Source organism: Streptomyces sp. NPDC111628 (assembly GCF_055635195.1).
Genome location: NZ_JBVKBZ010000005.1, coordinates 104,957 through 117,722, shown reverse-complemented (window position 1 = coordinate 117,722; position 12,766 = coordinate 104,957). Strand labels below are relative to the sequence as shown.

General features: G+C 73.1%; 12 protein-coding genes. 9 read left to right on the top strand and 3 right to left on the bottom strand.

What is annotated here, in order from left to right; all coding sequences use genetic code 11:
- The first annotated feature begins 97 nt into the window (after positions 1-97).
- The 7 genes from ACZ7MF_RS26360 (at position 98) to ACZ7MF_RS26330 (ending at position 9,208) form a co-directional block, all read left to right on the top strand.
- The gene (locus ACZ7MF_RS26360; RefSeq protein ID WP_471480277.1) at positions 98-790 is read left to right on the top strand and encodes a GntR family transcriptional regulator; all 693 of its coding nucleotides are present in this window, start codon (positions 98-100) and stop codon (positions 788-790) included.
- A 92-nt stretch (positions 791-882) separates the two neighbouring features.
- Positions 883-1,623, top strand: coding sequence for a response regulator transcription factor (locus ACZ7MF_RS26355; RefSeq protein WP_471480275.1), 741 nt, complete (start codon positions 883-885; stop codon positions 1,621-1,623).
- Positions 1,620-3,170 (top strand): sensor histidine kinase, encoded by a 1,551-nt coding sequence (locus tag ACZ7MF_RS26350; protein ID WP_471480273.1) that lies wholly within the window; start codon positions 1,620-1,622, stop codon positions 3,168-3,170. The genes ACZ7MF_RS26355 and ACZ7MF_RS26350 overlap by 4 nt, the downstream gene beginning before the upstream one ends.
- Positions 3,171-3,184: 14 nt before the next feature.
- The gene (locus tag ACZ7MF_RS26345; RefSeq protein WP_471480271.1) at positions 3,185-4,504 is read left to right on the top strand and encodes a bifunctional glycosyltransferase family 2/GtrA family protein; all 1,320 of its coding nucleotides are present in this window, start codon (positions 3,185-3,187) and stop codon (positions 4,502-4,504) included.
- Positions 4,501-6,729 (top strand): ArnT family glycosyltransferase, encoded by a 2,229-nt coding sequence (locus tag ACZ7MF_RS26340; RefSeq protein WP_471480269.1) that lies wholly within the window; start codon positions 4,501-4,503, stop codon positions 6,727-6,729. The genes ACZ7MF_RS26345 and ACZ7MF_RS26340 overlap by 4 nt, the downstream gene beginning before the upstream one ends.
- A 58-nt stretch (positions 6,730-6,787) precedes the next feature.
- Positions 6,788-8,311, top strand: coding sequence for an MFS transporter (locus tag ACZ7MF_RS26335; RefSeq protein ID WP_471480267.1), 1,524 nt, complete (start codon positions 6,788-6,790; stop codon positions 8,309-8,311).
- 120 nt (positions 8,312-8,431) lie between these two features.
- Entirely contained in the window at positions 8,432-9,208 is a 777-nt protein-coding gene (locus tag ACZ7MF_RS26330; RefSeq protein WP_471480265.1) for a TetR/AcrR family transcriptional regulator, read from the top strand.
- A gap of 47 nt (positions 9,209-9,255) precedes the next feature.
- Here ACZ7MF_RS26330 and ACZ7MF_RS26325 read toward each other — a convergent pair whose 3' ends face one another.
- A complete protein-coding gene (locus tag ACZ7MF_RS26325) occupies positions 9,256-9,726 on the bottom strand; it encodes a PPOX class F420-dependent oxidoreductase (protein ID WP_471480263.1) in 471 nt (156 codons plus the stop codon).
- A 9-nt stretch (positions 9,727-9,735) separates the two neighbouring features.
- Positions 9,736-10,137, bottom strand: a complete 402-nt coding sequence (locus ACZ7MF_RS26320) for an STAS domain-containing protein (protein WP_471480261.1) — start codon at positions 10,135-10,137, stop codon at positions 9,736-9,738.
- 238 nt (positions 10,138-10,375) lie between these two features.
- On the opposite strand from ACZ7MF_RS26320, the gene ACZ7MF_RS26315 reads away from it, so the two are divergent.
- Together ACZ7MF_RS26315 and ACZ7MF_RS26310 are read left to right on the top strand one after the other, a co-directional pair.
- A complete protein-coding gene (locus tag ACZ7MF_RS26315; RefSeq protein WP_471480259.1) occupies positions 10,376-11,125 on the top strand; it encodes an ANTAR domain-containing protein in 750 nt (249 codons plus the stop codon).
- Positions 11,126-11,143: 18 nt separating this feature from the next.
- Positions 11,144-11,905, top strand: coding sequence for a GAF and ANTAR domain-containing protein (locus tag ACZ7MF_RS26310; RefSeq protein ID WP_471480257.1), 762 nt, complete (start codon positions 11,144-11,146; stop codon positions 11,903-11,905).
- Here the strand turns inward: ACZ7MF_RS26310 and ACZ7MF_RS26305 are convergent.
- Positions 11,888-12,709, bottom strand: a complete 822-nt coding sequence (locus ACZ7MF_RS26305; protein ID WP_388524375.1) for a YceI family protein — start codon at positions 12,707-12,709, stop codon at positions 11,888-11,890. The genes ACZ7MF_RS26310 and ACZ7MF_RS26305 overlap by 18 nt on opposite strands.
- Between the last annotated feature and the right edge of the window lie 57 nt (positions 12,710-12,766).

The following is a 12,766-nucleotide window of genomic DNA, read 5'->3' as shown; positions in this document are numbered from 1 at the left end:
TCGTTCCTTTCGACCGGGCCGGACCCTGTGGGCCGGCCGCTGCAATCGACCATAACACTAATAATCGATTATCCAAGGAATCGTCTATGCTGCTCCCATGACTCAGACCGGCCCCACGTCGCCCCAGCCGCCCCCGCCGACGGGCAAGCGGATGCTCTCCGAGCAGGTCTACGCACACCTGCGGGACGCGATCATGCGCGGCGACCACGCCCCGGGTGCCGCCCTCAAGCCGCAGGACCTCGCCAAGGAGCAGGGTGTGAGCCTGGCCGTGGTGCGCGAGGCCCTCGTGCGGGTGGTCGGGGACGGGCTCGCCGACCGGCTGCCCAACCGCGGCTTCGCCGTCCCGGCCTACTCCGACCGGCGCTGGCAGGACATCGCGGAGGCCCGCCGCACCGTCGAACCGGTCCTGCTGCGCATGTCCGTCGAGCGCGGCGACGTCGACTGGGAGGCCCGGGTGCGCGCCGCCCACCACCGGCTGTCCCGCACGCCCCCGTACACGCCGGAGGAGGGCGAGTACTACAGCGAGGCGTGGTCCGAGGCGCACCGGCTCTTCCACCGCGCCCTGATGGAGGGCTGCGGCAACCCCGTGCTGCTGGAGACCTTCGACCGGCTGTGGACGGCGAGCGAACTGGCCCGTCGCTGGTCGACGCACCGCAACCCCGGCCGGGACGGCGTCGAGGAGCACCGCCGGCTGGAGGAGGCGGCGCTGGCCCGCGACGCCGACACCGCCGCCGAGGTGCTGGTCCGGCACCTCACCCTCACGGCCGAGGGCCTGACCGCGGGGGCCTGAAGGGCGGTGTCCGCGCGGCGCCCGTGCGTTTCTCAGAGAAATCACAGCTTGGGGAAAGGGCCTTCTCAGAGCGTCCCGACAAGGTGACCGCTATGACCACGACCTCGCCCCAGGGGCGCACCGAACTGCTGAGGCCGGACGGGAGCCCCGTCCGGGTGCTTGTAGTGGACGACGAGCAGTCCATCACCGAACTGCTGTCCATGGCCCTGCGCTACGAGGGCTGGCAGATCCGCAGCGCGGGCGACGGCCACGGCGCCGTCCAGACCGCGCGCGACTTCCGGCCGGACGCCGTCGTACTGGACATGATGCTGCCCGACATGGACGGCCTGAGCGTGCTGGGGCGGCTGCGCCGCGATCTGCCGGACGTGCCGGTGCTGTTCCTGACCGCCAAGGACGCCGTCGAGGACCGGATCGCCGGGCTGACCGCGGGCGGCGACGACTACGTCACCAAGCCGTTCAGCCTGGAGGAGGTCGTCGCCCGGCTGCGCGGACTGATCCGGCGCTCCGGTGCCGCCGACCGGCGCTCCGACTCCGTACTCGTCGTCGGCGACCTCACCCTCGACGAGGACAGCCACGAGGTCACCCGGAGCGGCAACGGCATCCACCTCACCGCCACCGAGTTCGAGCTGCTGCGCTTCCTGATGCGCAACCCGCGGCGGGTGCTGAGCAAGGCGCAGATCCTGGACCGCGTGTGGTCCTACGACTTCGGCGGCCAGGCCAACGTCGTGGAGCTGTACATCTCCTACCTGCGCCGGAAGATCGACGCGGGGCGCGAGCCGATGATCCACACTCGGCGCGGCGCCGGATACCTGATCAAGCCCGCGGTCTCGTGAGCCGGCGGCGACGACCGCGGCCGCGCACCCTGCGGACGCGGCTCGTCGTCGCGTCCGTGGCGCTGATCGCGGTGGTGTGCGCGGTGATCGGCACGGTGACGACGGTTGCGCTGCGCTCGCACCTGTACGAGCAGCTGGACGGCCAGGTGCGCGAGGTCGCGGCCCGGGTGTCCGGCTTCGGGCCGCCCGGCGAACCGGGGCCCGGCGGCGGGGTGAAGCAGCGGATGGACCTCGACGACTTCGTCACGCACGGCGGCCCGCAGCCGCGCGACACGATCGTTGCCGAGACGCGGGACGGTGCGGTCGTCGACGCCAAGTACGGTGAGAAGGACGACGAGAGCACGGACCCCAGCAGGACCACGGCGGTCTCCCTCGACGAGGCCCAGCGCACCGCCCTCGCCTCCGTCCCCCGGGACGGCGAGGCGCACACCGTCGAGATCCCCGGCCTCGGCGACTACCGCGTCGAGTACCACGACGGCTACTACGCTGCCCTCCCCACCTCCGACGTCACCGAGACCATCAGCACCCTGATCCTCGTGGAGGCCAGCGTCACCGCCGCGGGCCTCGTCGCCGCCTCCCTCGCCGGGGCCGTCATCGTCGGCGTCGCCACCCGCCCCCTGCGCCGGGTCGCCGCCACCGCCGGCCGGGTCTCCGAACTCCCGCTGCACGCGGGCGAGGTGAACCTCGACGAACGGGTCCCGGAGTCCGAGTGCGACCCGCACACCGAGGTCGGCCGGGTCGGCTCCGCGCTCAACCGGCTGCTCGACCACGTGCACGGAGCCCTGCACGCACGGCAGCAGAGCGAGACGCGGGTACGGCAGTTCGTCGCCGACGCCAGCCACGAACTGCGCACGCCGCTCGCCTCCATCCGCGGCTACGCCGAACTCACCCGCCGGGGACGCGAACAGGTCGGCCCCGACACCCGGCACGCGCTGGGCCGCATCGAGTCCGAGGCCGGCCGCATGACCCTGCTGGTCGAGGACCTGCTGCTGCTCGCCCGCCTGGACGCCGGGCGCCCGCTGGAGTTCGGGCGCACCGACCTCGTACCGCTCGTCGTGGACAGCGTCAGCGATGCCCGCGCGGCCGGTCTCGACCACACCTGGCGCCTCGACCTGCCCGACGAACCTGCCCTGGTGTCGGCGGACCCGGCCCGGCTCCAGCAGGTGCTGGTCAACCTGCTGGGCAACGCCCGCAACCACACCCCGCCGGGTACGACCGTCACCGCGCGCGTGCGGCGCGACGGGCCGTGGCTCCGCGTCGACGTGATGGACAACGGGCCCGGCATCCCCGCCGAGTTGCTGCCGCGGGTCTTCGAACGGTTCGCGCGCGGGGACTCGGCACGGTCCCGTGCGACCGGCTCGACGGGCCTCGGGCTCGCCATCGTGCAGGCCGTGACGACCGCGCACGGCGGTGGTGTGACGGTGGACAGCGCGCCGGGCCGGACAGTCTTCACCGTGTATCTCCCCGCGGTCCACGACCGGCCGGACGAGCGAGCGCACTCACAGGCGCAGCACAGCACCACCACACGGGTGCGACAGGGGAGTTGAGAAGAGTCGGTCCCATGCGAACCGACTCTTCTCCCGGCTCCCTGCCGGCGCGGGAGCACCTCCCGGCCGCAGGAGCCGGTACGCCTGTCCTGGACGTAGTGGTCCCCGTCTACAACGAGGAGAAGGACCTCGGGCCGTGCGTCCGGAGACTGCACGAGCACCTCAACCGGACGTTCCCCTACGCCTTCCGCATCACGGTCGCCGACAACGCCTCCACGGACGGCACCCCGCACGTCGCGGCCCGCCTGGCGGCCGACCTCGCGGCGGTCAGGTCGGTCCGGCTGGAGCAGAAGGGGCGCGGCCGGGCCCTCAGGACCGTCTGGTCGGCCTCGGACGCCCCGGTCCTCGCCTACATGGACGTGGACCTCTCCACCGACCTGAACGCGCTGCTGCCGCTGGTGGCGCCGCTGATCTCCGGCCACTCGGACCTCGCCATCGGCTCCCGGCTGGCCCGCAGTTCGCGGGTGGTGCGCGGGGCCAAACGGGAGTTCATCTCCCGCAGCTACAACCTCATCCTGCGCGGCTCGCTCCAGGCCCGTTTCACCGACGCCCAGTGCGGCTTCAAGGCGATCCGCCGGGACGTGGCCCAGGTGCTGCTGCCGCTGGTGGAGGACACCGGCTGGTTCTTCGACACCGAGATGCTGGTGCTCGCCGAACGCGCCGGGTGCCGGATCCACGAGGTGCCCGTCGACTGGGTCGACGACCCGGACTCCACCGTGCACATCGTGCGGACGGCGACCGAGGACCTCAAGGGCGTGTGGCGGGTCGGCAGGGCCCTGGCCACCGGTTCCCTCCCGCTGGACCGGCTGACCCGCCCCTTCGGCGACGACCCGCGCGACCGCGACCTGACCGGCGTACCGCAGGGCCTGGCCCGGCAACTCGTCGGCTTCTGCGTGGTCGGCGCCCTGTCCACGCTCTTCTACCTCCTCCTGTACAGCGGCTTCCGCCACTTCGCCGGCTCCCAGCTCGCCAACGCGCTCGCGCTGCTGGTCTCCGCGGTCGCCAACACCGCCGCCAACCGGAGGCTCACCTTCGGGGTACGGGGGCGGGGCGGCGCCGTGCGGCACCAGGCGCAGGGACTGGTCGTCTTCGGCATCGGCCTCGCGCTGACCAGCGGTTCGCTGGCCGCCCTGAGCGCGGCGACGACCGACCCCGACCACTCGACCGAGCTGGCGGTGCTGATCGCCGCCAACCTCGCCGCCACCGTGCTGCGCTTCCTGCTCTTCCGCGCCTGGGTGTTCCCGGACGCGCCGCCCACGGCCCACACGCCGGACCCGCACCTTCCGGACCCGCACCTTCCGGACCCGCATCGCACCTGGAGCGACGCCCGATGACGACGCAGTACGACCCAACGGCACACGCCGACGGCACGCGCACCCCCGCCGACGAGGACGGGGGACCGCCGTCCGCGGCGCCGCCCGCCCACCGGCAGCCCCGGCCTTCGCGGCAGTCCCGGCTCGGCCGGGTGTGGCGCGGCCGCCCCGAGGACCCCCGCTGGGTACGCCCCGCCTTCCTCGGCCTCCTGCTGGCCACCGCCCTCCTCTACCTCTACAACCTGAGCGCCTCCGGCTACGCGAACTCCTTCTACTCGGCGGCCGTGCAGGCGGGCAGCCAGTCCTGGAAGGCGTTCTTCTTCGGCTCGCTCGACGCGGGCAACGCCATCACCGTCGACAAGCCCCCGGCCGCGCTGTGGCCGATGGCGCTGGCGGTGCGGATCTTCGGCCTCTCCTCCTGGTCGGTCCTCGTCCCCGAGGTGCTGATGGGGGTGGGCACGGTCGCCGTCGTGTACGCGGCCGTCCGCCGCCGGTTCAGCCCCGCGGCCGGGCTGATCGCGGGCGCCGTCCTCGCGCTCACGCCCGTCGCCGCGCTGATGTTCCGGTTCAACAATCCGGACGCGCTGCTCGCCCTGCTGATGTCCGTCGCCTGCTACCTCGTCGTACGGGCGCTGGAGGACGGCCGGAGCAAGTGGCTGGTGTGGGCGGGCGTCGCGATCGGCTTCGCGTTCCTGGCGAAGACCCTCCAGGCCTTCCTGATCCTGCCCGCCCTCGCCCTGGTCTACGGCGTCTGCGCACCGGTGCGGCTCAGGAAGCGCCTCGGCCAGCTCGCGCTGGCGACCGCCGCGATCGTCGTCTCCGGCGGCTGGTGGGTCGCGGTCGTCGAGCTGTGGCCGGCGTCGTCCCGCCCGTACATCGGCGGCTCGCAGAACAACAGCTTCCTGGAGCTGACCTTCGGCTACAACGGCCTCGGCCGCCTCAGCGGCGAGGAGACCGGCAGCGTCGGCGGCGGGGGCGGCGGCATGGGCGGCGGCGGTGGCGGGCAGTGGGGCGAGACCGGCTGGGACCGGATGTTCAACTCGGAGATCGGCGGCCAGATCTCCTGGCTGCTCCCGGCCGCCCTGATCCTGCTCGTCGCGGGCCTGGTCGCCACGCGCCGCGCCGGCCGCACGGACACCGCGCGCGCGTCCTTCCTGGTCTGGGGCGGCTCGCTGCTGATGACGGCGGCCGTCTTCAGCTACATGGCCGGCATCTTCCACCAGTACTACACGGTGGCCCTCGCGCCGTACCTGGCCGCCGTGACCGGCATGGGCGCCGCGACGCTGTGGGAACGCCGCGAGCGGCCCTGGGCGTCGATCGCCCTCGCCGCCGCCGTCACGGCGAGCGCGGCCTGGGGATACGTGCTGCTCAACCGGACGCCCGACTACCTCCCCTGGCTGAAGGTGCCGGTCCTGGTCGGCGGCCTGGTCGCCGCGCTCGGGCTGGTCTTCGCGGGGCGGCTGGGGCGGCGGACCGCCCTCGCGGCGGCGGGCCTCGGCCTCGTGGCGTCGCTGGCCGCCCCCACCGCGTACACGCTGAGCACCGTGCGGGAGGGGCACAGCGGCTCCATCGTCACGGCCGGCCCGTCCGGCGCGGGCATGGGGGGCGGCCCCGGCGGCGGCGGTCGCCCCGGGGGCGGCGGCTTCCCGGGTGGCGGGAACGCCCCTGGTCAGGGGCAGGGCCAGGGCCAGGGCGGTCCGGGGGGCGGCGGCTTCCCCGGCGGCGGCACCGCGCCGGGCACCGGAGGCACCAACCAGAACGGCCAGACACCGAACGGCCAGACGCCCAACGGTCAGACGCCCAACGGTCAGAACGGCGGTCCGGCCGGCGGCCCGTCCGGCGAGGGCGGCCGTATGGGGGCGGGCGGCGGCGGCATGGGCGGCCTGCTCAACGGCGCCGAAGTCGACTCCGAGGCGAAGAAGCTGCTGGAGACCGACGCCGACGCCTACACCTGGGCCGCCGCCGCCATCGGCTCCCAGAACGCCGCGAGCTACCAGCTCGGCACCGGCGCCCCGGTGATGGCGATCGGCGGCTTCAACGGCACCGACCCGTCGCCGACCCTGGCCCAGTTCAAGAAGTACGTGGCGGACGGCCGCATCCACTACTTCATCGGCGGCGGCACGGGAGGCGGCATGGGCGGCGGCTCCGGCACCGCGTCGCAGATCACCTCGTGGGTCGAGGCCGGCTTCAAGGAGGTCACGGTCGGCTCGGCCACCTTCTACGACCTCACCTCGCCGACGGACTGATCGCTTCGGACGAGAAACCGTTGTACAGCGTATAGGAGAGTCCTATACGCTGTACAACATGACGACGTCACCGCAGGAATCCGCCGAGGAACGGGAACGCGAACCCGCACCCCCGGTCCAGGGCCACCCGCAGCGCTGGCTGATCCTCGGCGTCATCAGCCTCGCCCAGCTCACGGTGGTCCTCGACAACACCGTGCTGAACGTGGCCATCCCCTCGCTCACCGACGAGCTGGGCGCGGCCACCTCCGACATCCAGTGGATGATCAACGCCTACTCGCTGGTCCAGTCCGGCCTGCTGCTCACCGCGGGCAGCGCGGCCGACCGGTACGGCCGCAAGAAGATGCTGGCCACCGGCCTCGCCCTGTTCGGGATCGGCTCGCTGGCGGCCGGACTCGCGGAGACCACCGGCCAGTTGATCGCGGCCCGGGCCGGCATGGGCATCGGCGGCGCCCTGCTGCTGACCACCACGCTCGCCGTGGTCATGCAGATCTTCGCGCCCGCCGAGCACGCCAAGGCCATCGGCATCTGGAGTGCGGTCAGCGCGCTCGGTTTCGCCTGCGGGCCGCTGATCGGCGGCTTCATGCTGGACCACTTCTGGTGGGGTGCGATCTTCCTGATCAACCTGCCCGTGGTGGCCCTCGGCCTGGTCGCGGTCGTGACCCTGGTCCCGGAGTCGAAGAACCGGCAGGGCGACCGCCCCGACCTGCTGGGCGCCGTCCTCTCCACGATAGGCATGGCCGCACTGGTCTACGCGGTCATCTCCGGCCCCGGGCACGGCTGGACGTCGGGGCGGGTCCTGGCCACGGCCGCCGTCGCCGTGGGCGTGCTCGCGCTCTTCGCCTGCTGGGAGAGCCGCGTCCCGTACCCGATGCTCGACCTCACCTTCTTCCGCGACCAGCGGTTCACCGGCGCGGTGGCCGGTCTCGTGCTGATCACCTTCGGCATGGGCGGTGCGCTGTTCCTGCTCACCCAGCACCTGCAGTTCGTGCTCGGGTACGGTCCGCTGGAGGCCGGGCTGCGGACCGCGCCGCTGGCCCTGACGGTGGTGCTGCTGAACTTCTCCGGGGTGGCCGCGAAGTGGCTGGCCAGGCTCGGCACGCCGGTGGCGGTGCTGCTGAGCATGGTGCTGATGGCGGCGGGCCTGGTGTCCATCGCCACGCTGACCGTCCACGGTTACGCCGGCACGCTGCTGGGGCTGCTGCTGATCGGCGTGGGGTGCGCGCTCGGCAACCCGGCCATGGCCCACGCGCTGATGAGCGCGATCCCGCCGGCCAAGGCCGGGGTCGGCGCGGGCGTCAACGGCACGCTGGCCGAGTTCGGCAACGGGCTGGGCGTGGCCGTGCTGGGCGCGGTGCTGACCTCGCGGTTCGCGGCGCTGGCCCCCGTCGCGGCGACGTCGCTCCCCGCGGCGCTGGCTGCGGCGCGGGGGGAGGGCGAGCGGGGGCGGGTGCTCGACGCGTTCTCCTCCGGAGTGGAGAGCAGCCAGTTGGTGGGGGCGGTGGCCGTGTTGCTGGGCGGGGTGGTGGCGGCGGTGTTGTTGCGGCGGGCGGAGCGGGCAGACTCGGGGGTTGTGAGCGCCTAAGGGCTCGGGTGGCCTGCTTGCGACGCGGCTGCGGGTTGCCCGTGGTTGCTCGCGCAGTTCCCCGCGCCCCTTGTGGGGTGCTTCGCCGACCGGCGTGTGATGAGTCGAGGAGAGGTGCGCATGGCGAAGGCAGGGCGGGAGGGGCCGCGGGACAGTGTGTGGCTGTCGGGGGAGGCGCGGCGCGGTGGGCGCCGTGGGGGGCAGCCGTCCGGGCTCGACCGGGACCGGATCACCGGGGTCACCGTCCGGCTGCTGGACGCCGAGGGTTTGACGGGGTTCTCGATGCGCCGCCTGGCCACCGAGCTGAACGTCACCGCGATGTCCGTGTACTGGTACGTCGACACCAAGGACCAGCTGCTCGAACTCGCCCTGGACGCCGTCTTCGGCGAGCTGCGCCACCCGGACCCGGACGCCGGCCTCGACTGGCGCGAGGAGCTGCGGGCCCTGGCCCGGGAGAACCGGGCGCTGCTGGTGCGCCACCCCTGGTCGTCCCGGCTGGTCGGCACCTACCTCAACATCGGGCCGCACTCGCTGGCCTTCTCCCGCGCGGTGCAGAACGTCGTGCGCCGCAGCGGGCTGCCCGCGCAGCGACTGACCGGCGCCATCTCGGCCGTCTTCCAGTTCGTCTACGGCTACGGCACCATCGAGGGCCGTTTCCTCGCCCGGGTGGCGGACACCGGGCTGAGCCCCGAGGAGTACTACCAGGACTCGATGACCGCGGTGACCGAGGTGCCGGACACCGCGGGCGTCATCGAGGACGCGCAGGACATCATGGCGGCCCGGGGCGGCGACACCGTGGCGGAGATGCTGGACCGGGACTTCGAGTTCGCCCTCGACCTGCTCGTCGCGGGCATCGACGCGATGGTCGAACAGGCTGACCGACCCGGCGCCGACTGACCGACCCGGCACCTGCCGTCCACCCGGCGTGCGGCCCCGGACAGGTCCTAGTCGTCCGTCGCCAGCCGCGCCGGGAAGCCGCCCGTCGCCACCGGTCCCCACTTCTCCGGTGTCACCCGGACGATGGACTTGCCCTGCTCGACCATGGCCTGCCGGTACTCGTCCCAGTCGGGGTGCTCGCCGGAGATGTTGCGGAAGTACTCCACGAGGGGCTCGACGGAGTCGGGCGCGTCGATGACCTCCGCGGTGCCGTCGATCTGGACCCACGGGCCGTTCCACTCGTCGCTGAGCACGAGGAGGCTGACCCTCGGGTCGCGGCGCGCGTTGCGGGTCTTGGCCCGCTCGGGGTAGGTCGAGACGACGATCCGCCCGGCGTCGTCGACCCCGCAGGTCAGGGGTGAGCCCTGGGGGCTGCCGTCGGCCCGCCGGGTCAGCAGGATCGCCCGGTGCCGGGGGCGTACGAAGTCCAGCAACTCGTCCAGGGAGACACGGGTGTTCGTCGCGATGTTCGGTGCCATGCCGCCAGCCTAGGCCGCCGTGCCGCTCCCCGCCGTTCCGCTCCCGGCCGTTCCGCTCCCGGTGCGCAGCGCCTCCGCGAGGTTGTCGTGGACCGGCACGTCGCGGCGCAGGCCGGAGAGTTGCAGGACGCGGCTCGGTACGCCCTTCGGGACGGCCACCACACGCAGCAGAGCGTGGTCGGGCAGCCGGCGGCGTACGGCCGCGACGAGACGGACGCCCTGGGAGTCCATGAAACGGGTCGGGGAGAGGTCCAGGACGAGCAGGCGCAGCCCGTCGGAGCGCTGCTCCACGGCGGTCATGATCAGGGGCAGCAGCCCCGCGGCATTGCAGAAATCGATCTCGCCGGGCATCGCGAGCACGAGGCACCCGGGCGGATCACACGGCTCGCAGGGCTGGGGGAGGAAGGTCACAGCACTCACCTGACAGACGTCCGTCGGGCTTCCGGCCGGGCCGCTTCCTGACCCGGTCCCCATTCCACCACGCGGCGGGGCGGCGCGGAAGGCGCACCGCTCGCCCGGCCGCGAGGCCGACCGGACCGTCGGCCGAGCGTCACCGGCACGCAACCGAGCAGCTAAAGTGCTGTTCGTCCTGTGCTCGCAGTCGGGAATGTGCTGCGGAGCTCTCCTGCGCACGGCCGTGAGGCCGCGCTTGCCGAAGAGGTTCGTGGTGGCTGCGTCCGAATTTACTGATTTGCCGCGTTTTCCAGTGGGTTTCGAGTTGGCCGAGGCCCTGACCGCCGCGGCCGGTGACCTGCACGCGACGGGTTCCCCCGGCGACACCATGAACACCGCCGTCGCACTGGCGGTACGCCTGCTGCCCGACGCCGAGCACGCGGGCATCTCGGAGATCCAGCGCGGTGGCCGGCTGCGCGCCCTCGCCTGGACCGACGAGACCGTGCGGTTCGTCACCGAGCCCCGGCAGGGCGGGCACACCCCGCACCCGGACTGGGAGCGCCTGTGGACCACGCCCGTGGTACGGACGGACGACAGCGAGGCCGACGGCGGCGGCACCGTCCTGTCCGGGCTCGGCCTGCGCTCCACGCTGTCCCTGCGGCTGCGCGCCGACCGGCGCCGGCTGACCGTGCTGACCGCGTACGCCCGCAAGCCGCAGGCCTTCGACGAGGACGCCACCCGCATCGGGCGGCTGTTCACCGCGCACGTCTCCCTCGCCCTGGACTCGGCGACCGTGCGCGAGCAGCTCACCGAGGCGATGCGCACCCGGGACCTGATCGGCCAGGCCACCGGCATCCTCATGGAACGTCTGGACATCGACGCGGGCGGAGCCTTCGAGTCCCTGGTGAAGGCCTCCCAGCGCGAGAACGTGAAGCTGCGCGACCTGGCCCGCCGCATCGTCGACGCCAACTCCGGTACGGGCGGCAGAGGCGTGACCGAGCGGTGACGGGACATCCGTACGGTCATGACCTCGCGGACCAGGGACACGGACACGGGCCGAGACGCGGACACCGGCCGGGCGACGGACACGGACCGGATGTCGGCCACGCTCGACCACGCCATGGCACGCAGCCAAGGGCTCGACACCCTGCTGCGTGACCTGACCGACCGGGCGGTCGGGCAGGTGTCCGGTGCCGTGGCCTGCTCGGTCACGGTGCGCCGCGCCGACCGGCTGATGACGCTGGCGGGCAGCACCGGCCTGCCCAGCGGCCTGGACCTGCGCCAGTACGAGAACGGCTCGGGCCCCTGCGTGGACGCCGCCGAGTCGGGGGACCCGAAGTACTCCGCCGACCTGGCCGAGGAGACCCGCTGGCCCGCGTACACGGAGTACGCGCTGGCCACCGGCGTGCGCTGTGTGCTGGCGCTACCGCTGCCCATCGAGGGCGAGACGGGTGCGGCGCTCAACCTCTACGGCCTCCGCCCCGGCTCCCTGGCGCAGGGGCTGGACGCGGCCCGCGCCTTCGCGGAGCGGGCCGCGGACGCGGTGAACGAGGCCCTGCGCATCGAACGGCAGCAGGCCTCGGCGGCCGACGTGCGCACCGCCCTGCTCTCCCGCAGCGTCATAGACCAGGCGGTCGGCATGCTCATGGCCCGGGAGCGCATCGACGCCCACCGGGCCCTGGAGCGGCTGCGCCGGGCCTCACAGGACCGGAACGTCAAGCTCCGGGACCTGTGCGCCCAGGTGGTGGCCCGGGCGTCCGGCGGTGCCTCACACCGCGGGCAGTGACTCCCCCTGGACCGCCTGGACGTCCAGCTCGACCCGGAGCGTGGTGCCGATGGCGGCGATGCCGGCCTGGACGACCTGGTTGTAGTTCATGGCGAAGTCCTCGCGGTGCAGCTCCGTCGTCGCGCGGAAGGCCGCCCGGGTGCCGCCCCAGGGGTCGGCGCCGGTGCCGAGGTAGGCCAGGTCGAGGTCGACCTCGCGGACGACCCCGTGCAGACCCAGTTCGCCGTGGACGGTCCAGCGGTCCGGGCCCGCCTCCGAGACACCGGTGGAGCGGTAGGTGATCTCCGGGTGGCGCTCGACGTCCAGGAAGTCGGCCGAGCGCAGGTGGGTGTCGCGCATGCCGTTGCCGGTGTCGATGGAGGCCGCCTTGATCACCGCCTCCACCCGGGACTTGGTGACGTCGTCCGGGGCGATCTCGACGGTGGCGGCGAAGTCGGTGAAGCGGCCCCGCACGCTGGAGATGCCGAGGTGCTGGGCGACGGCGGCCACACTGGAGTGCGCCGGGTCGACCGTCCACGGCCCCGGCGGCGGCAGCTCGGTGCCGCCCTGCCGGGCCAGCGTCACGGTGCCGACCTCGGCCCGGCCGCTCGCGGTGACGATCGCGCTGGAGGCGGCCGGCGCGTAGCCGACCGCGGTGACGATCACGGTGTACGCCCCCGGCGTCAGCGCGGTGGTGTCCCGCACGGCGCCCTCGGTGTCCGCCTCGGCGCGCAGCACCTGCGTACCGGTCATGTCGGTCACCGTGACGACCGCGTGCGACACGGCCCATCCGTCCCGCGTTCGGATCCTCGCGGTCAGTCCCATCCCGTTTTCTCCCTGCAAAGGCTCAGAAAGTGGTCGTAAAGAAACCGGCCCGTGGTG

Coding starts and splice junctions, on each gene's coding strand:
- ACZ7MF_RS26360 (WP_471480277.1), top strand. CDS start 98: ATGACTCAGACCGGCCCCACGTCGCCCCAGCCGCCCCCGCCGACGGGC.
- ACZ7MF_RS26355 (WP_471480275.1), top strand. CDS start 883: ATGACCACGACCTCGCCCCAGGGGCGCACCGAACTGCTGAGGCCGGAC.
- ACZ7MF_RS26345 (WP_471480271.1), top strand. CDS start 3,185: ATGCGAACCGACTCTTCTCCCGGCTCCCTGCCGGCGCGGGAGCACCTC.
- ACZ7MF_RS26340 (WP_471480269.1), top strand. CDS start 4,501: ATGACGACGCAGTACGACCCAACGGCACACGCCGACGGCACGCGCACC.
- ACZ7MF_RS26335 (WP_471480267.1), top strand. CDS start 6,788: ATGACGACGTCACCGCAGGAATCCGCCGAGGAACGGGAACGCGAACCC.
- ACZ7MF_RS26330 (WP_471480265.1), top strand. CDS start 8,432: ATGGCGAAGGCAGGGCGGGAGGGGCCGCGGGACAGTGTGTGGCTGTCG.
- ACZ7MF_RS26325 (WP_471480263.1), bottom strand. CDS start 9,726: ATGGCACCGAACATCGCGACGAACACCCGTGTCTCCCTGGACGAGTTG.
- ACZ7MF_RS26310 (WP_471480257.1), top strand. CDS start 11,144: ATGACCTCGCGGACCAGGGACACGGACACGGGCCGAGACGCGGACACC.
- ACZ7MF_RS26305 (WP_388524375.1), bottom strand. CDS start 12,709: ATGGGACTGACCGCGAGGATCCGAACGCGGGACGGATGGGCCGTGTCG.